A 19,868-nucleotide genomic window follows, 5' to 3' on the forward strand; every position below is an offset into this window, starting at 1 on the left:
CGTCGGCAGGAGCACTCCATGGCGTTTCCCCTCATCGCGGTCGCGGCGACCCTGTTGCCCGAGATCGTCCGGCTGATCGCGGGCGACAGGGCCGGCACCGTTGGCGCTTCCGTCGCCGACGCCGTGCGGCAGGCCACCGGCACCGACGACCCCGCCGCCGCCCGCGCTGCCCTCGCGGCCGATCCCGAGAGGGCCGGCGCCCTCCGGCTCCGCCTGGCCGAGATCGCGCTCGAAGGCGCCCGGCTTGCGGCGGAGCAGGAGGCGGGGCGCTTCCAGGCGGAGCTGGAACGGCTGCGCGCCATGCTGGCCGACACGCGGTCGGCCCGAGCCACCATGGCCAGGCTGGCCCAGGGCGGCAGCCGGCTCGCCTGGGGGCCGGCCACCGTCTCCACCCTCGTCGTGCTCGGCTTCTTCGCGGTGCTGGGCCTGCTGGTGACGCTGGACACAGGCCCCGGGGGCGCTTCCCGCTTCGATCCGCAGGTCGCCAGCGTGATCAACATCACCGTGGGAAGCCTGGGCGCCGCCTTCGCCGCGGTGGTGAACTTCTGGATCGGCTCGTCCCAGTCCTCCCGCGACAAGGACGCGATCGTCGGGCGGCTTCAGGAAGCGCGGGCACAAAGCCATGCGCAGAGCCCGGCGCCGGCGAATCCGGCCCCGCCCGCGAACCAGCCGCCCACCCCCGTCTCCTTCCTGTCCTCCCCACGCCGGGCCGAGGATCGCTTCGACGCCTGCCTCGACCACGTGCTGGCCTCCGAGGGTGGTTTCTCCAACAACCCCGCCGATCCCGGCGGCGCCACCAACCTCGGTATCACCCGCCGCACCCTTTCCGAGTTCCGCGATGCCGAGGTGAGCGAGGAGGATGTGCGCGCCCTCACCCGCGCCGAGGCCCGCGAAATCTACCGTGCCCGCTTCTGGATCCCCATGCGCTGCGCCGAGCTTCCCCCTGGCATCGATCTGATGGTGCTGGATTTCGGAGTGAACGCCGGGCCGGGCCGCAGCATCCGCCTGCTCCAGCGCAGCGTCGGCGTGACCGCGGATGGCTCGATCGGCCCGATCACCCTGGCCGCCGCCCGCGCCTGCCGCGCCCCCGACGTCGTCGCCCGACTGGCGGAGGGCCGGATGGCCCATTACCGCTCGCTCGACACCTTCGCGGTCTTTGGCCGTGGTTGGACACGCCGGGTGGACCGCACCCGCGAGGCCGCCATGGCCGCGGCCGCAGCGCCCGCGCCGATGGCGATGGTGGCCTGATGCGCGGCCCGCCCGCCGGGGGTTCCCCCCGGCGGGCGGCTGGGCTATGGAGCCTGTGGGGACCCGTAGCTCAGCTGGATAGAGCGTTGCCCTCCGAAGGCAAAGGTCGCACGTTCGAATCGTGTCGGGTCCGCCAATTCCTTACGTCGGATAACAAGCTAGGTGGCGTCCGGCCGACCGATCGCCGCCACGTGGCCCCAGATCCTGCACCACTGTCCGGTTGCCAAACACCGTTCGGGCACGGTCGGATTCACCACCGTAAACGACATTTGCCACTTCGAGCGCCTCGCGGCCGTCATGCAGGCAGCAGGGTGCCCTGGCGTGCCTCGTCGCTGGGCGCGCCAGGAACGTCTCACAAGCACACACGGGTGCCACGCCAAGCGCTTACTCCAGGTGAATCTCCAGCTCCCTGACCACCGCCCCCCAGGCTTGTCTCTCGCTGCGCTCAAAGGCTGCCAGCTCCTCCGGGCTGCCCGGCTCCGGGCTGCCCGCCTGTGACCGCACCACCTCCACGAAGCCCGGCGCCTGCATCGCCTGCCGCAGTGCGCCGTTGAGCTGGGCGATGATCGGGACCGGAGTGCGAGCCGGCACATAGACCGCCTGCCAAAGACTGAGCGACAGCGGCAGGCCAAGTTCGGCCAGCGTCGGCACATCGGGCACCAGGGGGAGGCGCCCGGGCGATGCGACAGCCAGAAGGCGGGTGCCGCCACCCCGCGCCATGGCGGCGGCCGCGCCTGCCGGGAGCACCATCGCGTCCACCTGCGAAGCCAGGACGGCCTGCACGGCCGGCGCCGCTCCGGTGAAGGGCACGTGCAGGAAGCTGGTACCGGCGGGGCGTGCGATCCGCTCGAAGGAGAGTTGAGAGGTGCTGCCCACGCCCCAGCTCGCGTAGGAGAGCCCGCCCGGCGATCGCTTCGCGGCGGCGACCAGGTCCGCGAAGCTGTTGATGTCCGGGCGTGAAGGACCGGCGATGAGCGCGGTCGGGACATGGGTGACGAAGCTGACCGGCGCGAAGTCGCGCTCCGGGTCGTAGGCGAGGCTGCGGTAGGTGAAGGGATTGACGGCCATCACATCCACCATGCCCAGGAAAATGGTGTGGCCATCGGCGGGAGCCCGGGCGGCGGCGGCGGCCCCGATCCCACCGCCGGCCCCGAACCGGTTCTCCACCACCACCGGCTGCCGCAGCACGCCGGACAGCGGCTGGGCAAGGGCGCGCGCCACGATGTCGCTCAGGCTTCCAGGGTTGAAGGGCGAGATGATGCGCAGCGTGCGCTCCGGGAAGGCGAGGGCTGGGCGCGCGAGCAGCGCCGCGCCCAGCCCGGGCAACAGGCGGCGTCCGATCGTCATCTGCAAGGCCATGCACACCTCGTGCGGATGGGTCTGGCCGTGTCACGGGTTCCCCGAAGGGAGACTGGTGCGGCGCCCGGGCGGCAACAATGACGTTTTGCCCACCGATCCTGCCACGCCCAGCTTGGCGGGATCGGTGGGGAGAATGGCATTGCTGCCATGACGGAGCCACAGCAGCATGGCCCACATGGAGAGAGCCGACCCAGCACCCCGCCGCGTCCTCATCCTCGGCGCGGCCCCGGTGCAGATGCTGGACCTCGCCGGCCCCGCCGAGGTGCTGGCTCAGGCAGGCCGGCTTCACGCGACAGGGTGCGGCCGGGCGGATCCCACGCCGCTCTATGAGGTCGCCTGCCATGTGGTGGCCGGGCCGGGCCTCGCGCAGACGTCCGCCGGCCTTGCTTTCCACCCGATGGCGAGCGAGGCCTCGCTGCTCGGCACCGAGGCGCTCGACACGCTGATCGTAATCGGCGGAGAGGGCGCGCGGGAGCGCGCCGCGGACCGGCGGCTGCAAACGCTGGTGCGGCACCTGGCCCCGAGGGCGGAACGCCTCGTCGGCGTCTGCACAGGAACCTTCATCCTCGCCGCCGCCGGCCTGCTCGAAGGGCGGCGCGTGACCACCCACTGGCGCTTCTGCACGGAGCTGTCGCGGCGCCACCCGGGGCTGAACGTCGATCCGGAACCGATCTTCATACGCGACGGCCATCTCTGGACCTCCGCCGGGGTAACGGCCGGCATGGACCTCGTGCTGGCCCTGGTCGAGGAGGATCACGGCCATGCCCTGGCACTGGCCGTCGCCCGCGAGCTGGTGCTTTTCCTCCGCCGCCCCGGCGACCAGAAGCAGTTCAGCAGCGTGCTGGCGGCGCAGAGCCAGGGCGGGTCGCGGCTCGGCCCGTTGATGGCCTGGCTTCCCGGCAACCTGCACCGTCCCGTCTCGGTCGAGGCGATGGCCGAGCGCGCCTGCCTCAGCCCGCGCCAGTTCGCCCGCGTCTTTCGCGAGGAGACCGGCCTCACGCCGGCCCGTTTCCTCGAGCGCATGCGCGTCGAGGCGGCGAGGCGGCGGCTGGAGGCCGGGCGCGGCGGACTGGCCGCCGTGGTCGAGAGCTGCGGCTTCGGCACGGAGGAAACGATGCGCCGCGCCTTCATCCGCCAGCTCGGTGCCTCGCCCGGCGACTACCGCGACCGTTTCCGCCGCGGCCCCGCGCGCGGCACCACCCCGGCCATGGACGTCCACGCATGATCGATCCCGACCGCCACCTCAACATCGGCTCGCTGATCTTCGACGGCATCGATCAGATCGACCTCACCGGTCCGTTCGAGGTGCTGGCGCGCATCCCGAACTCCACCTACCGCCTCTACGGGAAAACCGACGGCATGATCCGCGACCTGAAGGGGCTGCGCATCATGGCCGACGCGGCGATGGCCGATGCGCCGCAGCTCGACGTGCTGCACATCCCCGGCGGCTTCGGGCAGGAGGCGCTGATGGAGGACGAGGCGGTGCTGGGATGGGTCCGCCGCCAGGCGGAGGGCGCGCACAGCATCTTCTCGGTCTGCACCGGCGCGCTGGTCTGCGGCGCGGCGGGGCTGCTGAAGGGGCGGCGGGCGACCACGCACTGGGCCTCCTTCCATCTGCTGCCCTATTTCGGCGCGATCCCGGTGGATGAGCGGGTGGTGGTAGACGGCAACTGGGTGTTCGCCGCGGGCGTGACCGCCGGCATCGACGGCGCGCTGCGGCTGGCGGCGGAGCTGCGCGGCGACGCGGCGGCGCAGGCGATCCAGCTCCACATGGTCTATGCACCGGAGCCGCCCTTCGATGCGGGCACGCCGGCCAGCGCGCCGCCCGAGGTCCTCGCCGCGACGCGGGAGAGCGTGAAGGCGATCACCGCGCAGCGCGAGGCCACGGCGCGCCGGGTGGCGGACAGGCTCGGCATCACCGCTGCCGCCAGCCCGTAGCTTTCGGCGGGGGCGGGAGCTCGTCGCGCCACGATGCAGCAGCGCCGGCGCGGTGGGAGCCCGCCCGTCGCTGCCGGCCGTTTCAGCCACGCGCGGATCGCAGCACGGCGCCGAAGATCGGGCTGCCCACATCCAGGTACTGGTCGAGGATGTCGAAATGATTGTAGCCGGGCAGGACGTGGACCTCCGGGTCATGTCCCTCGCGCCGGAGGTGATGAGCGTACTGGAAGGTGAGGTCGACCCAGCGCCAGGGCTCGCGCCCGCCCACGAAGAGGTGGGTTGGGCAATGCGCGGTGACGGTCCGCCGTTCGAGATTGTGTCGCGCCGCGATCTCCGGCGTCAGCCGAAGCTCGGCGTTCACGCTGGTGCCCATCGCCCAGCCCGGGTCGTAGATGCCGCTGATCATCACGGCTCCGCGCAGGAAGCCAGGGTCCAGGCCCCGCGCCTGCCAGTCCTCCGCCAGTGCGGCGGCGCAGAGATGGGCGCCGGCTGAATGGCCGGAAAGGCTGATCGCCCCGGGATCGCCGCCATGGCCGCCGATGTTGCGCCGCGTCCACTCCACCGCGCTCAGCGCGGAATCCACCGTGCCATCCAGGGTCGACCCGGGGCAGAGCTCATAGTTCGCGACAACGGCCGTGATGCCGTTCTGGACCAGGCCCGCCGCCACGAAGGCGAAGCTCTCCTTGTCGTTGGCCCGCCAATAGCCCCCGTGGAAGAAGACGTGGACGGGGGCGCCGACCTGGGCGGCCGGATAGATGTCCAGGCGATGCCGGGGGTTCTCGCCATACGGGACGTCGGCGACCTTTCGTAGGGTGGCCTGGGCGGCGTCGTTGACCGGCGCGCGCCGGGCCCGATAGGTGGCGAAGTCCGGGAAGGCACGCTGCGGGTTGAAGCTGAACTCGTACTCCTCCGCCGACAACGGCCGAACATCCGTGGATTCCCGGTTCATGGAAGACCTCCGCCTGGTGTGCGCCGGGCTGCCTTGAGCCCTCCAGCCAAGGCTTGCACGCCCGGCCTAGCTCTGGCTAGGATCGTGCACGATGCAGGATACACGAAGTGTTTCGCGCGTCGGGCTGGCCGAGCAGGTCCGGGCCCGGCTCCAGGAGCGGATCATGGATCAGGAGCTCGCGCCGGGCTCCCGGCTCAACATCGACGCCCTGGCGCGTGAGATGTCGGTCAGCACCACCCCTCTGCGCGAGGCCCTGGCGGGGCTTTGCGCCCGGGGCCTGGTGCGGAACGAGGCCTTCCTCGGCTTCACCGTGGCGCCCATGCCGGACCAGGTGTTCCTGCGGAACCTCTACGAGACGCGGCTCCGGCTGGAGCCCTGGCTGGCCGGCCAGGCGGCCCTGCGGATCGGCCCCGAGCACATCGCCCGCCTGCGCGACGGCCTCGCCGACATGGGCGCGCATGTTCGTCGCGGTTCCTGGCGGATCCACCGCACCCATGCGGCCGCGGACGAGGCCTTCCACGGCATCATCGCCGAGGCCTCGGGCAACCAGCCCGCGCGCCAGGCCCTCGCCGCGCTCAACTCGCAGGTCCACGCCTCCCGGCTCTACATGACCGCCCAGCGCGGCGCCGAGGCCACCGCGCGGGAGCACGAGGCGATCCTCGACGCCCTTCTGCGGCATGACCCGGAGGCCGCCGCCGCCGCCATGTCCCATCACCTCACAGCGTCCCAGGAGCGGCTGGCCCCATGACGGAACTGCCCGGCAGCGCGGCCCGGATCGCGCGGATCACCCTGCATCCCGTGCTGCACGTGATGGGGGAGGCGGGCGCCTATGGCATGGCGCGCGGGCTGGTCTCCGCGCGCGGCGCCACCATCGTCGAGATCGAGACCAACACGGGCGTGAGCGGCTTCGGGGAGGCCTGGGGGCCACCGGGCTTCGTCGCCGCCTATCTGGACTTCGTCGCGGCGGACTGGCGCGGCGCGAGGCTGGTGGATCACGGGGCGCTGTTCCACCGCCTGCTCGCCCGGAACTACCACTTCGGGCATCAGAACGGGCTGATGGCGCTGCTCTCGGGCATCGACATGGCCGTGCATGACGCGCTCGGGAAGGAGCACGGCCTGCCCGTGCATGCGCTGATCGGCGGGCGGGCGAGGGACAGCGTGCCGGTCTATGGCTCGGGCGGCTACTTCACCGCCGATCCCGCGCTCGGCCTCGCCGCGCAGCTGCCGCGCTTCCGCGGGTTCGCGGCGTGCAAGATCAAGATCGGGCGCGGCGTCGGCAGCGACGTGGAGCGCGTGCGCCTCACGCGGGAGACGCTGGGGCCGGACATGCGCATCGCCGTCGACGCAAACGGCAACTACGGGCTCGACCAGGTGCTGGCGAGCATGCGCGCGATCGCGCCCTTCGGGATCGACTGGTACGAGGAACCGCTCTCGCCGGCCGATGAGGACGGCTACCGCGCGCTGATGGCGCGGCGCGAGACGCCCATCGCCACCGGCGAGGCGCTCTACACCGCCTTCGCCTTCGACCGGCTCCTCGCCCCGCGTGCCATCGACATCGCCCAGCCGGACCTCGCCCTGTGCGGCGGCCTTTCGCAGGGGCGGCTGATCGGCCAGCTCTGCACGCTGCGCCACGCCCGGCTCTCGCCGCATGTCTGGGGCACGGGGCTCGGCCTGGCCGCCGCCGTGCATCTCGTTGCCGCCCAGCCGCCTTACCCGGCGGTCGCCGAAAGCGAGGCGGATCCGCCCTGGGTGGAATACGACGTCGCCGACAACCCGCTCCGCGACGAGCTGCTGCGCGAGCCGCTGCTCCCCCAGGCCGGGATGATCCCGGTGCCCGACGCGCCCGGGCTGGGGGTGGAGCCCGACCGCGCCGCGCTCGAGCGCTTCCAGCCAAGGTGAGCGGCACGGCATGAACCCGTCCCCCGCCTCGGCGGCCCTGCTTGAGGCCGATCGTCTCTCCGTGGCCTTCCTCGGCGCGAAGGGCTGGATCACGGCGGTGGAGGACGTGTCGTTCAGCCTGGCGCCCGGCGAGACGCTTGCCCTGGTGGGAGAAAGCGGCAGCGGCAAGTCGGTCACCGCGATGGCGGTGGCCCGGCTGCACGCCGAGGCGCCCGGAACCCGCTCAACCGGCAAGCTGCACTGGAGGGACGCGGCCGGCGCGCCGCGCGATCTGCTCGCGCTGAAGGGCGCGGCCTTGCGCCGCCTGCGCGGCCGCGAGATCGCGGTGGTCTTCCAGGACCCGGGGAGTGCGCTCGACCCGCTCTTCACCATCGGCGATCAGATCGCGGAGACGCTGCGCCACCTGCGCGCCATGAACGGCAGGCAGGCGGCGGCGCGGGCGGTGGAGCTGCTCGGCCTGGTCGGCATCCCCGATCCGGCGCGGCGCGCCGGAGAGTATCCACACCAGCTTTCCGGCGGGATGCGCCAGCGCGCCGTCATAGCCCTGGCCCTCGCCGGCGAGCCCAGGCTCCTCATCGCCGATGAGCCGACCACGGCGCTCGACGTCACGATCCAGGCCCAGATCGTCGACCTGCTGCAGGGCCTGCAGGCGGAGCAGGGCATGGCGATGATCTTCGTCAGCCATGATCTCGGCCTGGTGGCCGGCGTCGCACACCGGATCTGCGTGCTCTATGCCGGCCAGATCGTGGAGCAGGGCCCGGCCGGGGAGGTCCTGTCCCGGCCACGCCACCCCTACACCCGCGCCCTGCTGGACTGCATCCCGTCGCTGGAGGGAGCGCCGCCCCGGGGGATCCCCGGGCTGATGCCCAACCCCCTGGCCCCGCCGCCGCATTGCCGCTTCGCCGATCGCTGCGCCCTGGCGATCGCTCCCTGCCACGCCGGCCCGGTGCCGCTGTTCGAGGCGGGAGAGGGACGCCGCAGCCGGTGCCTCCGCTGGGAGGAGGTGCCGTGAGCGTCCCGATCGTCGAAGGCCGCGGCCTGCAGATGGAGTTCGGTGGCCCAAGCCTCTTCGCCCCGCGCCGCCGCCCGGTGCGGGCCGTGGCGGGGGTGGACCTGGCCATCGGCCGGGGCGAGGCCCTGGGGCTGGTGGGGGAGAGCGGCAGCGGCAAGTCCACCATCGGCCGCATGCTGCTGCGCATGTCCCGGCCGACCGCCGGTGCGGTGCTGTTCGACGGGCAGGAGATCACCCGTGCCGACCGCGCGGCGCTGCGGCCGCTGCGCCGGCGCATGCAGATGGTGTTCCAGGATCCCTTCGCCAGCCTCAACCCGCGCATGGATGTGGGCCAGGCCGTCGCGGAGGGCATCGCCCTTCATCGCATCGCGTCCGGACGCGCCGCGCGGGACCGCGCCGCGGCCCTGCTGGAACGGGTGGGCCTTTCGCCCAGCTTCTACCACCGCCGTCCCGCGGCGCTCTCCGGCGGGCAGCGCCAGCGCGTGGCCATCGCCCGCGCTCTCGCCGTCGATCCCGATTTCATCGTGGCGGACGAGCCGGTCTCGGCGCTCGACGTGTCGGTCGGCGCCGAAATCCTGAACCTGCTGCGGGAACTGCGCCGGGAACGGCAGCTCGCCCTGCTGTTCGTCTCGCACGATCTCGGCGCGGTGCGGACGCTCTGCGACCGCGTGATCGTGCTCTATCTGGGCCGGGTGATGGAGGAGGGATCGGCGGCGGAGGTGCTGCGGGACCCGCGCCACCCCTATACGCGCGCGCTGCTGTCCGCCTCGCCGGGCCGGCCGGGCGAGGCGCGCGGCCCGCGCATCCTCCTCCAAGGCGAGATCCCGAGCCCCGCCGCGCCGCCCTCCGGCTGTGTGTTCCGCACGCGCTGTCCCTCCGCGCTGCCAGCCTGCGCGGAAACCGTCCCGGCGCTCCGCTCCCTGGTGGATGGGCGCCGGGCGGCCTGCATCCGCGACGATGTCCTGTCGATGGACCGGGTGCCATGAGCGGGCGGCGCATCCTGGTTGTTGGCGGGCAGGGCTTCGTCGGCAGCCGGCTTCTCCGGCTCGCTCTCGATCGCGGGCATGCCGCCGGATCCTTCGGGCCGGGCGACCAGGGCGCTGCCGATGGCGTGGCGCGGTTCGAGGGGCGCGCGGAGGAAGGCGGGCGCCTCGCCGCGGCGCTCCGGGCGTTCAGGCCCGATGCGGTGGTCTGGGCCGCCGGCCACAATCCTTCCGGCGACGGCCTGGCCCGCGCCGCGGGAGCCGACCCGGCGCAGGCCGTGGCCGTGAACGCCGGTGCCTTCGCCGCCGTCCTGTCCGCCTGTGCCGCGGCGGGCGTGAGCCGCGTGGTGCAATGCGGCTCCACCGTCGTGTACGGGCCGCCCGCCACCTATGCCCAGGCACGCGTCGACGAGAACGCCGAGCCCGCGCCGCGCAGCGCCTACGGCCTGTCCAAGCGGATGGCGGAGCTGGCCGCCGACTGGGGGGAGGAGGCGCTCGGCCTGTCCGTCACGACGCTGCGCCTGCCGCTCGTGCTGGGGCCGGGGCGATGGTACGTGGGCGCGGCCACGCTTTATGCGCGCCTCCTCCGCGCGGCCGCGGCCCGCGAGCCGCTCCAGGCGGGGGCGCCGGCCTATCCCATCGACGCCGTCCACGGGGATGATGCCGCCGAGGCGCTGCTGCTGCTTTCGGGAATGCGCAAAGCGCCGCGCAGGCTGAACATGGCCGGCCTCACCTTCACCTATGCCGAGCTGGCTGCCGCCCTTTCCTCGCTCGGTCCCGGCGCGAGGATCTCGGTTCTGCCGGAGCCTGGCGCGCCGGACCTGCCACTGGTCGATGACAGCCGGCTTCGCGGCCTGGGCTGGGAACCGCGGCGCGGGCTCGATGCGATCCTGTCCGAAACGCTGCGCGAGATCGTGGAGATACCGAACCATGCATGAGGAACGACTGGCGGCCCTGGGCCTCATCCTTCCGCCCCTGCCGAAGCCGGCCTTCGACTACGTGCCCGCCGTGGCCGAGCACGGCCTGGTCTGGGTCAGCGGGCAGCTTCCCCGCAACGCCGAGGGAGAACTCCCCGTGCTGGGGCGCCTGGGGGAGGAGGTCAGCGTGGAGGACGGCCGGCGCGCCGCAAGCCTCTGCGCGCTGCAGGGGCTTGCCGCGCTGCGCTCCGTTACCGGATCGCTGGATGCCGTGGCGCGCGTCGTGAAGGTGACCGGCTTCGTCGCCTCGGCCGCCGGCTTCTGCGAGCAGCCGCGGATCATCGACGCGGCCTCCAACCTCATGGGCCAGATCTTCGGAGAGGCAGGGCGCCACGCGCGGAGCGCGGTCGGCGTGGCCATGCTGCCGCGCAACGTGCCGGTCGAGATCGAATTCGTCTTCGCCCTTCACGACAGGGGCTGAGACGCACGGGGAACGCCATCCGACATCAACCGATCCAACGCCCGCTCAGGAGAACCGCCGTGCCGAACGAGATGACCAACCGCCGCTCCGCCCTGCTCGCCGGTGCCGGCCTGATGGGCGCCGGATTGCTGCGGCCTGGCCCGCGCGGCCAGGCCTGGGCACAGGCCGCCGCAGTGGGCGAGGGGGACATATACGGCCCGGATGATCCCCAGGCGCGGCGCGGCGGCGTTCTGACCATCGCCATCGCCAACGAGCCACCCAACCTCGATCCCTTCCACCAGGCCGGCGATGCGCGGACCGCCATCACGGTGCTGATGTACCAGGGGCTGATGTTCGAGCACGCATCGGGCACGGCCAAGCCCCTCCTGGCGGAATCGATGACGGTTTCGGCGGACGGGCTGACCTACACCTTCGTCCTCCGGCGCGGCGTCCGCTTCCACAATGGCGGCCAGATGACCTCGGCCGACGTCAAGTACAGCTACGACTACGTGCGGAACCCCGCCAACGGCAGCCCCGGCGCGGCGGATTTCGGCACGATCAGCGAGGTCGAGGCGCCGGACGACCACACGGTGGTCATTCGCCTCTCCGAGCCCAACGCATCGCTGCCGATGACGCTCACCAACCGCTTCGGCTGCGTTGTCCCGCGGGACACCTTCTCCAGCCCCCAGGCACGCAACCGGCTGTCGCAGCAATCCGTCGGCACCGGCCCCTTCATGCTGCAGGAGTTCCGGCCGCAGAGCCATATCCGCATGGCGCGCTTCCCGAACTACTGGCGGCAGGGCCAGCCCTATCTCGACGGCGTGCTGTTCAGCGTGCAGCCCAACGCCGCGAGCGTGCTGGTCGCCCTGCGCGGCCGCCGCGTGGACCTGGCCTTGCTGGCCCGGCCGCAGGACGCGGAGCAGCTCCAGGGGCAGGCGGGGCTCTCCATCGTCTCGGCCCCGTCGCTCCGGCAGTGCTCCCTGGATCTGGACAGCAGCCACGCGCAGCTGAAGGACCAGCGCGTGCGGCAGGCGATCGCCCTCGCGATCGACAAGAAGGCCGTGATGGATGCCGCGATCGGCGGCAAGGGACAGGTTCTCGGCACCGTGCCCGCGGCCATGCAGGAGAGCTGGGGCGCGCCCCTGGAGAGCCTGCCCTTCCAGAAGCAGGACCCCGCCCGCGCGAAGGCGCTTCTGGCCGAGGCGGGACTGGCCAGCGGATTCTCCCTCGATCTCATCGGCATCATCGGCTTCGAGTGGATGGACCCGGCCGCCGTCACCATCGCGCAGCAACTCGCGGCCGTGGGCATCCGGCTGAACATCCAGCGGGCGGAGCTGGGCGTCTGGCTCAATGCCTTCCGGACGCGGAACATGCGCTTCACCTTCAACGACTGGGGAACCCAGCCCGACCCGCACAGCCTGTTCTACCGGCATTTCCGCAGCCCTCCGCGCGGCGCCGATTTCCGGAACTGGAACAACGCGGAAGCCGACCGCCTGATGGACCTCGGCATGGCCAGCGCCGATCCCGCGCGCCGCAAGGAGGCCTATCTCGGGCTCCAGCGGGTGATGGACGAGACGGTGCCGACGATCCTGCTGTTCTCGCCCGATCTCGTCACCGTCTCGCAGCAACGGGTGCGGAACTATGTCCAGCACCCGACGGGATGGTGGTTCGGCCTGGCCAAGGCGTGGATCGCGGCGTGACGCGACCATGATCGAGGCCATCTCCCGGCGCATCGGCGGCACGCTCGTCACGGCCATCCTCGCGACCGGCGTCGTGTTCCTCCTGATCCGCGCCGTGCCCGGCGACGCCATCGGCGAGATGCTCGGCCAAAGCGCGGGAGATCCCGCGGCGGAAGCGGCGCTGCGGGCCTTCTTCGGCCTCGATCAGCCGATCTGGTCGCAATACCTGAGCTGGGCCGGGAATGTGCTGCGGGGCGATCTCGGAACATCCATGCGGCAGGGCCTGCCGGTCTGGGGCATCATCCTGGATGCCTTCCTGGTCACCCTCCAGCTCGGCCTCGTCACGCTCCTTGTCGCCATCGTCGTCGGGGTGCCGCTGGGATTGCTCGCGGGTGCCCGCCCGGGGAGCCTTGTCGATCTGCTGGTGGAGGGCTTCACCCTTCTCAGCCTTTCGTCCCCCGTCTTCTGGACGGGAATGGTGCTGCTCATCCTGGCCGATGCCTGGCTCGGCTGGTCTCCTCCGCTGGTCTACACGCCCCCCGGGATATCCCTGGCCGAGAACCTGGAAAGCACTCTCCTGCCGGTGCTGGCCCTGGGCTTCCTGCAGGCCGGTGCCTACGCGCAGTTCACCCGCCAGCAGAGCGTGGCGCTGCTGCGCCAGGATTTCGTCCGCGCCGCCAGGGCCCGCGGCCTGCCGGCGCGGGTGATCTTCGGGCGGCATGTCCTGCGCAACATCGCCGTCCCTCTCGTCACCTATGCCGGACTGATCCTCGTGCAGATCCTGGGCGGCGTCGTCGTCGTTGAAACGCTGTTCGCGATCCCGGGCCTGGGCCGCACCCTGCTCGCCGCCATCCAGGGACGGGACTACCCGGTGCTCCAGGGAGCGCTGCTGCTGACCGTGATCGTGGCATTGCTGGTGAACCTCGTGATCGACCTCGCCTATGCCCTGATCGATCCGCGGATGCGGGGGGCGTGATGCGCAGGCCGGGGCCTCAGCTTCTCATCGGTGCCGGGCTGGTTCTCATCCTTGTCGCGATGAGCATCCTGCCAGGCCTCTTCGCGGGATCGCCGGATGCCGTCGTCGTCACGCGAAGGCTGGAAGCGCCGTCCGCGGAGTTCTGGTTCGGCACGGACGAAACCGGGCGGGATGTCTATGCGCGGGTGGTGCATGGGGCCGGCAGCACGCTCGGCGTGGTGGCGGCCGCCGTCGCGGTGGCGGGCTTGCTCGGCGGCGGCCTGGGTGCCCTGGCCGGCTTCGCCGGCCGGCTGCCGGATCGGGCGCTTTCACGGGCGGCGGACGCCTTGCTGGCCTTTCCGCCGATCATCCTCGGCGTGGTGCTGGCCAGCACCCTGGGGCCCGGCGCGCGCAACCTGATCCTGGCTCTCGCCATCATCTATGTGCCCGTTTTCTTCCGGGTCGCGCGGGCTGCGGCGCTCATGGAGGCGGGGCGCGCCTATGTCGAAGCGGCCCGGACGATCGGGTTTGGAGAATGGGCAGTCCTCACCCGGCACGTGGCCCGCAACGTGGCGCCGGTGGTGGTGCAGCAATGCATCATCCTTTTTCCGCTGGCCTTGCAGATCCAGGCGGCGCTCGGGTTCCTCGGGCTCGGAGTGCCGCCACCCACCCCGGACTGGGGAGCCAGCCTTCAGGAAAGCAGGAACTACCTCACCGTCGCGCCTTGGCTGGCGATCTTCCCCGGGATTGCCCTGCTGCTCGCGGCGGCTGCGACGTCCCTGCTCGGCCGTGCTCTCGAGGATCGCGACGCTTAGGCCAGGGGCGGGCGGCGGCCGGTCCGGGGCCCCGCCCGTGGCAAGGCCGCTCCCGCCGCCGATGCGCAGATCCTCGCTTGCTCCGGATCACCGAGGCCGGACTGGTGGCCACCAGTGCCGGGCACAGGCTGATCGAGCCCGCCGGAGAAGCGGCTGGAGGCCGGAGGGAGGTCCGCGGCAGTGGCCCTGGGCGGGGGCGGCCGGCCCCGGAACCCGGCCGGTCGCGTCCGCCTGCCCCTTGGCCGGAAACCCCGGACGGGGGAACCATGCGGCATGACCCACGCCGACCTCACCCACGCTGCCGACGAGGCACGCTCCATCTGCGCCGCTTGGGAAGCGGAAGGCGGCCCAGGCGGCGCCCTGGTTCTCTTTGACGCCACCGGGCCGCGCGAGGCCGCGGCCGGCGGGCTGGCGAGCCTGGAGCACGGCCTGCCCTTCGCCGCCACCACGCCGGCGCGCTGGGCCTCCATCAGCAAGCAGTTCTGTGCCGCGACGGCCCTTCTGGCGGGCTTCCGGCTGGAGGACCGCCTGGCCGGGCTCGTCCCCGGCCTGCCGTCCGCGATCGGCGCCCTCCCGCTGGCGCGCGCGCTGGACATGACCGGTGCCATCCCGGACCTGATGGAAACGCTCTGGCTGCTCGGCCTGCCCTTCACCGCCAGCCTGTCCGAAGCCGATCTTCTTGACCTCTGCCGCCGCCTGCCCGGTACGGGCGGCACACCGGGGGAGGAGATGGCCTATTCCAACACGGGCTGGCGGCTGGTCGCCGCCGCCTTCGCTGCCCGGGGCGGTGAGACCTACGGCCAGGCGCTCCACCGCCTGCTGCTCGCCCCCCTGGGCCTGCACGCCGTCGCCTTCCCCGAGGACGAGGCAACCGTCCTGCCAGGCCTCGCCACCCCCTATTGGCGTGATGGAGAAACCTGGCGCCGCGGCCGCTACGGGCTGCACTTCTCCCCGTCCGGCGGCCTCGTGGGCACGGCGGAGGACCTGGCCCGCTGGGGTGCCGCCCTCCTGGCCGGGCGCGGGCCGGCCGCCGGCATGCTGGACCGGCTCGGTGCCCCGCGCCCCTTCCCGGACGGGGAGGGGAGCTTCTACCGCCTCGGCCTTTCCGCCCAGCGGCTCGGGGCTCTGGAGCTGATCGGCCATGGCGGCTCGCTGCCGGGCGTGAAGACACACCTGCTCATGGCGCCCGCCGTCGGGCTCGGCGTGGCCCTGGTCTCCAACCGGGAGGACACGGACCCGCTCTGGCTCGCCATGCGCGTGCTGGCGGCCGCCTCGGGCGAGCCCTTGCCCCGGCCCGCCACCCTGCCGCCCGGCCTCTACGCCGAGGAGGGCAGCGAGGCCTGGGCGGAGGTGAGGGACGGGCAGATCACCTTCATGGGCGTCACCGACCGGCTCTTCGCCGACGGGGAGGGGGTCCGCACGCTGCCGGCCTACCTGGAGGCCCGGCTGCGCGCCCGCCCGGATGGCGCCCTCGAGGGCCGGGTGGGCGGCGCGCGGCGGCAGCTGCGCCGGGTGGAGGCGGTGCCGCTCGATCCCGCCCTGGCCGGCACCTGGCGCAACGAGGCCTTCGGCGCGACGCTGGTGGTGGCGCCGGACGGCACCGCCGTGCTTCCCGGCATCCATCCCCGCGAGGCCTGCGCGCTGCGGCCGCTGCCCGGCGCCCGCGCGATCGCCTCGCGCCACCACGGCCCCTGGGGCCTCCGCCCGCTGCTCTGGCTGCAGCCCGACGACACGCTGCGCCTCCTCGCCCACCGCTCCCGCGTCCTGGTCTTCCATCGTGGTTGAGCGCGTGCTGACCTGCCCGCGGACACGGGGTACATGACCATGCTTCTGCGCCGCCTCCTGCTCGCCTGCACCGGCCTGGCCGCGCTGGCCGCGCCCGCGGCCGCCCAGCCCGCGCCACAGCGCGTGCTGCGCGTCGCGCCCCATGCGGACCTGCGGACGCTGGACCCGGTGGTCGCCTCCATCACCATCACCCGCATTCACGGGCTGATGGTCTACGAAACCCTGTTCGCCTGGGACTCCAGGCTCACGCCGCATCCGCAGATGGCGGACCGCCACGAGGTCTCGGCGGATGGCCTCACCCACACGATCGGCCTGCGGGACGGGCTGCGCTTCCATGATGGCCGCCCGGTGAACGCGCGTGACGTGGTCGCCTCCCTGGGTCGCTGGATGGCGCGCGACACGACCGGCGGCAAGCTGCGCGAATACCTCGCCTCGCTGGACGTGGTGGACGACCGCACCATCGCGCTGAAGCTGACGAAGCCACTGGGCATGGTGCCTTTCGCGCTCGGCTCGGCCGTCGGCGCCATCCCCGTGATCATGCGCGAGGAGGACGCGCGCACCGATCCCCACACCCCCATCACCAGCGCGATCGGCTCCGGTCCCTTTCGCTTCAACCGCGGCGAATGGCGGCCCGGTGCGCGGGTCGTCTATGACCGCAACCCGGATTACGTCCCGCGCGGCGAGCCGGCGGACGGGCTGGCTGGCGGCCGGCAGGTGAAGGTGGACCGGGTGGAGTGGCAGATCATGCCGGACCCGCAGACCGCCGCGGCCGCATTGCAGACCGGCGAGATCGACATCTGGGAGCAGCCGTCGCAGGACCTCCTGCCCCTGCTCTCGCGCGGCCGCGACATCCGGGTGGAGCGCTACACCAGCCTTTCCAACCAGGTGATGCTGCGGCCCAACCACCTGCACCCGCCCTTCAACGATCCGCGCGCGCGCCTCGCCCTGGCCCATGCCACCGACCAGGCCGACTTCCTCGCGGCGGGCTTCGGCGACGAGCGCTTCTGGCGGCGCTGCAACGCCTACTTCGTTTGCGGAACGGTGAACGGCACGGAGGCAGGGGCGGAGGCCTATGCCGTGCCAAACCTCGAAACGGCGCGCCGCCTGTTGTCCGAGAGCGGCTACCGCGGCGAGCCGCTGGTTCTCACCACCTCCTACGACATCGCGCCGATCGGCCGCATGGCGGAGGTGGCGGCGGAGCGGCTGAAGCGGGCCGGCTTCAACGTCGACCTGCAGGTCGCCGACTGGGGCACGGTCACCACGCGCCAGCAGAACCGCAACCCGCCATCTCAGGGAGGCTACAACCTCTTCGTCACCTATGCCTCCGGCGCCACCATGCAGTCGCCGCTGACCAACATCGGCACCAACATGGGCTGCGAGCGCGCCTGGGCCGGCTGGCCCTGCGACGCGGAGGCCGAGCGGCTCCGCAACGCGGTGGTGGAGGCGGCGGACGAACCGGCGCGCCTGGCCGCGGTGGAGACGCTTCATCGCCACCTCGCGCAGGTGCAGCCCTACCGGGTGCTCGGCCAGTTCGACCAACCCTATGCCCGGCGCGCCAACATCTCCGGCGTGCTCGACGCACCCGTGATGCTCTACTGGAATATCGAGAAGCGCTGACATGGGCGGGCGCCGGCATCGGCAGCGAAACCCCATGCGCTGCCGGAGCGTCGCGTTCCGCGCGCGGCTTGCGGCTTCGCATGGTGGCGTCGGGTGGTGTGCAGCCCGGGCCGATCGGGCGTAGGCTCGGCAGGCGCTCAGGATGCGCCACGCGGAAAGGGAGGCGAGAGATGAGAAGAACGTTCCTGCAGGGGGCGGCGATGACCGTCGCGGCCGCGGCGCTGCCGAAGGCGGGCGTGGCCCAGGGCACCGCCCCGGCGCCAGCCGGCGCGGCCGCGCCCCCGCCCGCCGCGGCGCGCGCGCCGATCACCCTCGCCGACTTCGGCTCCTTCCATGTCGGTGGCCGGGACTTCGTCATCGCCGGGCAACCGACGCGCGAGGTGCTCTTCTCCCCCGGCGGCCAGCTCGCGCGCGTCGATCCCAACGGCACCTACCTCATCGGCGGCATGTATGCGGGTTACATGATCCCCTCGCCGCAGCGCGGCCGCTTTCCCCTGCTGATGTGGCACGGCGGCGGCCTGACCGGAGTGACCTGGGAAACCACGCCGGATGGGCGGGAGGGCTGGCAACACTTCTTCCTGCGCCGCGGCTGGCCCGTCTATGTCTCGGACGCGACGGAGCGCGGGCGCTCGGGCTGGACGATGATTCCGGAGGCGACCGGCGGCCAGCCCATCTTCCTGACGCAGGACAACCCTTACGAACGCTTCCGCATCGGCGACGGCCCCGGTTCCCTCGCGCGCGGCACCACCCTGCCGGGCAACCAGTTCCCGGCGGACAAGGACAGCTACCGCAGCTTCATGCGTCAGAACGTGCCGCGCTTCACCACAACCGACGAACTGACGCTGGAGGCCTACGGCGCGCTGCTCGACCGCGTGGGCCCAAGCGTGGTGATGGTGCACAGCCAGGGCGGGTTCTTCGGCTGGCGCGCCGCGCAGGAACGACCGGACAAGGTCCGCGCCCTCGTGCTGGTGGAGCCGGCCGCGGTGGGCGACATCGCCAAGGCCGCGGCGCTGAAGGACATCCCCATGCTCGTCCTTTACGGCGACTACATCGACGGGGATGCGCGCTGGCCCGCCATCCGCGCCAACGGCATGCGCTTCGCCGAGGCGGTGCGCGCGGCCGGCGGCAGCGTGGACGTGGTGAACCTGCCGGAGCGCGGCATCCGCGGAAACAGCCACATGGTCATGATGGACCGCAACAGCGACACCGTGGCCGGGCTGATCCAGGAATGGCTCGCGGGCAAGGGGATGTGGGCCTGACATTGGTATGGCGCTGCATCGGCGTCCCGGAGTAGGAGATGCGGGGATTGGCTTGGCAGCAAGGTGTGAGGCGGGCAGATACAAGCCTGCCGCCGAGTGGATTCCAGTTTTCAAAAAGGGTAAGCGCTTGTCGAAGAAGTTCCTCACCGACGTTATCCAGCAATCCACCGAGATGACGGGGGTCGCCTCCGGGCAGCTCGCGGCCGACCTGATCGCCGCGATCAAGTCCGAGATCGTGGAGACCGGCCGCTTCTCGCTTCCGGACTTCGGCACCTTCACCGTGCGCGAGACCGCCAAGCGTTCCGCGCTCAACCCGCGCACCGGCGAGAAGGTCCAGGTCAAGGCCGGCGCCACCGTCAGGTTCAAGGCCAGCCCGGCCCTCAAGGAGGCGGCCTTCGCCGGCGCCAAGAAAGCCAAGCGCAAGGCAGCCAAGAACAAGGCGGGCTGACACCCGAACCGGCCTCCTGGGCGGCCGCCATGCGGGCACCAGGAGGCCGGATCCGCCTCGGCCGGTTAGCAGGCCCTTGTCCTGTTCTGGTTCTGTCCGCACCCTGCGGCGATGCCGTGCGCCGCCCGACCTGCTTTTCCTTGCCGGTATGCCGCGCCCGCCGAGGTGCCCGTGGCTGAGCCGGTGGGCACCACTCCGCCTCCCTCCTCGCCAGGCCCGTGAACCCCGCCCGCAAGATCATCCACGTCGACATGGACGCCTTCTACGCGTCGGTCGAGCAGAGGGATGACCCGTCGCTCGCGGGCCAGCCGCTGGCGGTCGGCGGCTCGCGCGAGCGCGGGGTGGTGGCCGCCGCCAGCTACGAGGCGCGCGCCTTCGGGGTGCGCTCGGCCATGCCGTCGCGCACCGCTCTCCGGCTCTGCCCGCAGCTCCGCTTCGTGCCGCCGCGCTTCGAGCGCTACCGGGAGATCTCCGCCCGCATTCGCGAGGTCTTCCTCGAGCACACGTCGCTGGTGGAGCCGCTCTCGCTCGACGAGGCCTATCTC

Annotated in this window: 19 protein-coding genes and 1 tRNA gene; 18 read left to right on the plus strand and 2 right to left on the minus strand. The window is 72.2% G+C overall.

Translation table 11 applies throughout. The features are described from left to right. The first annotated feature begins 18 nt into the window (after positions 1–18). Positions 19–1,248 carry a glycoside hydrolase family 108 protein gene (locus ACFFIC_RS18085; RefSeq protein WP_377052878.1) on the plus strand — a complete coding sequence of 410 codons (1,230 nt, stop codon included), beginning with the start codon at positions 19–21 and terminating at the stop codon, positions 1,246–1,248. 59 nt (positions 1,249–1,307) lie between these two features. Continuing rightward, positions 1,308–1,384: transfer RNA gene (locus tag ACFFIC_RS18090), tRNA-Arg, on the plus strand. A gap of 248 nt (positions 1,385–1,632) precedes the next feature. Here the strand turns inward: ACFFIC_RS18090 and ACFFIC_RS18095 are convergent. Further along, the gene (locus tag ACFFIC_RS18095) at positions 1,633–2,607 is read right to left on the minus strand and encodes a Bug family tripartite tricarboxylate transporter substrate binding protein (protein WP_377052880.1); all 975 of its coding nucleotides are present in this window, start codon (positions 2,605–2,607) and stop codon (positions 1,633–1,635) included. Between the two features lie 166 nt (positions 2,608–2,773). Between ACFFIC_RS18095 and ACFFIC_RS18100 the strand changes: the two genes are divergently transcribed. Both ACFFIC_RS18100 and ACFFIC_RS18105 read left to right on the plus strand, forming a co-directional pair. Continuing rightward, entirely contained in the window at positions 2,774–3,832 is a 1,059-nt protein-coding gene (locus ACFFIC_RS18100) for a GlxA family transcriptional regulator (protein WP_377052882.1), read from the plus strand. Continuing rightward, positions 3,829–4,545: a DJ-1/PfpI family protein gene (locus ACFFIC_RS18105; protein WP_377052884.1), complete on the plus strand. Its 717-nt coding sequence runs from the start codon at positions 3,829–3,831 to the stop codon at positions 4,543–4,545. The genes ACFFIC_RS18100 and ACFFIC_RS18105 overlap by 4 nt, the downstream gene beginning before the upstream one ends. Positions 4,546–4,627: 82 nt before the next feature. Here the strand turns inward: ACFFIC_RS18105 and ACFFIC_RS18110 are convergent, their stop codons facing one another. Further along, positions 4,628–5,494, minus strand: coding sequence for an alpha/beta hydrolase (locus ACFFIC_RS18110; protein ID WP_377052886.1), 867 nt, complete (start codon positions 5,492–5,494; stop codon positions 4,628–4,630). A gap of 91 nt (positions 5,495–5,585) precedes the next feature. On the opposite strand from ACFFIC_RS18110, the gene ACFFIC_RS18115 reads away from it, so the two are divergent. The 14 genes from ACFFIC_RS18115 to ACFFIC_RS18180 all read left to right on the plus strand — a co-directional run. Further along, positions 5,586–6,242, plus strand: a complete 657-nt coding sequence (locus ACFFIC_RS18115) for a GntR family transcriptional regulator (RefSeq protein ID WP_377052888.1) — start codon at positions 5,586–5,588, stop codon at positions 6,240–6,242. Further along, positions 6,239–7,393: a mandelate racemase/muconate lactonizing enzyme family protein gene (locus ACFFIC_RS18120; RefSeq protein WP_377052890.1), complete on the plus strand. Its 1,155-nt coding sequence runs from the start codon at positions 6,239–6,241 to the stop codon at positions 7,391–7,393. The genes ACFFIC_RS18115 and ACFFIC_RS18120 overlap by 4 nt, the downstream gene beginning before the upstream one ends. A gap of 10 nt (positions 7,394–7,403) precedes the next feature. After that, entirely contained in the window at positions 7,404–8,405 is a 1,002-nt protein-coding gene (locus ACFFIC_RS18125; protein ID WP_377052892.1) for an ABC transporter ATP-binding protein, read from the plus strand. Beyond that, on the plus strand, positions 8,402–9,391 hold the full coding sequence (locus ACFFIC_RS18130; RefSeq protein ID WP_377052895.1) for an ABC transporter ATP-binding protein: 990 nt from the start codon (positions 8,402–8,404) through the stop codon (positions 9,389–9,391). The genes ACFFIC_RS18125 and ACFFIC_RS18130 overlap by 4 nt, the downstream gene beginning before the upstream one ends. Next, a complete protein-coding gene (locus ACFFIC_RS18135) occupies positions 9,388–10,326 on the plus strand; it encodes an NAD-dependent epimerase/dehydratase family protein (RefSeq protein ID WP_377052897.1) in 939 nt (312 codons plus the stop codon). The genes ACFFIC_RS18130 and ACFFIC_RS18135 overlap by 4 nt, the downstream gene beginning before the upstream one ends. After that, complete coding sequence (locus tag ACFFIC_RS18140) at positions 10,319–10,786, plus strand: RidA family protein (RefSeq protein WP_377052899.1); 468 nt, start codon at positions 10,319–10,321, stop codon at positions 10,784–10,786. Before ACFFIC_RS18135 ends, ACFFIC_RS18140 begins: the two co-directional genes overlap by 8 nt. Before the next feature lie 59 nt (positions 10,787–10,845). Continuing rightward, entirely contained in the window at positions 10,846–12,465 is a 1,620-nt protein-coding gene (locus ACFFIC_RS18145) for an ABC transporter substrate-binding protein (RefSeq protein WP_377052901.1), read from the plus strand. 7 nt (positions 12,466–12,472) lie between these two features. Then, on the plus strand, positions 12,473–13,420 hold the full coding sequence (locus tag ACFFIC_RS18150; RefSeq protein WP_377052903.1) for an ABC transporter permease: 948 nt from the start codon (positions 12,473–12,475) through the stop codon (positions 13,418–13,420). Continuing rightward, positions 13,420–14,214 (plus strand): ABC transporter permease, encoded by a 795-nt coding sequence (locus ACFFIC_RS18155; protein ID WP_377052926.1) that lies wholly within the window; start codon positions 13,420–13,422, stop codon positions 14,212–14,214. The genes ACFFIC_RS18150 and ACFFIC_RS18155 overlap by 1 nt, the downstream gene beginning before the upstream one ends. A gap of 273 nt (positions 14,215–14,487) precedes the next feature. Further along, the gene (locus ACFFIC_RS18160) at positions 14,488–15,999 is read left to right on the plus strand and encodes a serine hydrolase domain-containing protein (RefSeq protein ID WP_377052905.1); all 1,512 of its coding nucleotides are present in this window, start codon (positions 14,488–14,490) and stop codon (positions 15,997–15,999) included. 33 nt (positions 16,000–16,032) lie between these two features. Beyond that, positions 16,033–17,616 carry an ABC transporter substrate-binding protein gene (locus ACFFIC_RS18165; protein ID WP_377052907.1) on the plus strand — a complete coding sequence of 528 codons (1,584 nt, stop codon included), beginning with the start codon at positions 16,033–16,035 and terminating at the stop codon, positions 17,614–17,616. 170 nt (positions 17,617–17,786) lie between these two features. Further along, the gene (locus tag ACFFIC_RS18170; RefSeq protein WP_377052909.1) at positions 17,787–18,875 is read left to right on the plus strand and encodes an alpha/beta fold hydrolase; all 1,089 of its coding nucleotides are present in this window, start codon (positions 17,787–17,789) and stop codon (positions 18,873–18,875) included. 127 nt (positions 18,876–19,002) lie between these two features. Continuing rightward, complete coding sequence (locus tag ACFFIC_RS18175) at positions 19,003–19,323, plus strand: HU family DNA-binding protein (RefSeq protein WP_377052928.1); 321 nt, start codon at positions 19,003–19,005, stop codon at positions 19,321–19,323. A 251-nt stretch (positions 19,324–19,574) separates the two neighbouring features. After that, positions 19,575–19,868 (plus strand): Y-family DNA polymerase (locus ACFFIC_RS18180; RefSeq protein ID WP_456306945.1); only part of this gene is annotated, 294 nt, incomplete at its 3' end.

Source organism: Muricoccus vinaceus, assembly GCF_042433125.1.
GTDB lineage: Bacteria > Pseudomonadota > Alphaproteobacteria > Acetobacterales > Acetobacteraceae > Roseomonas > Roseomonas vinacea.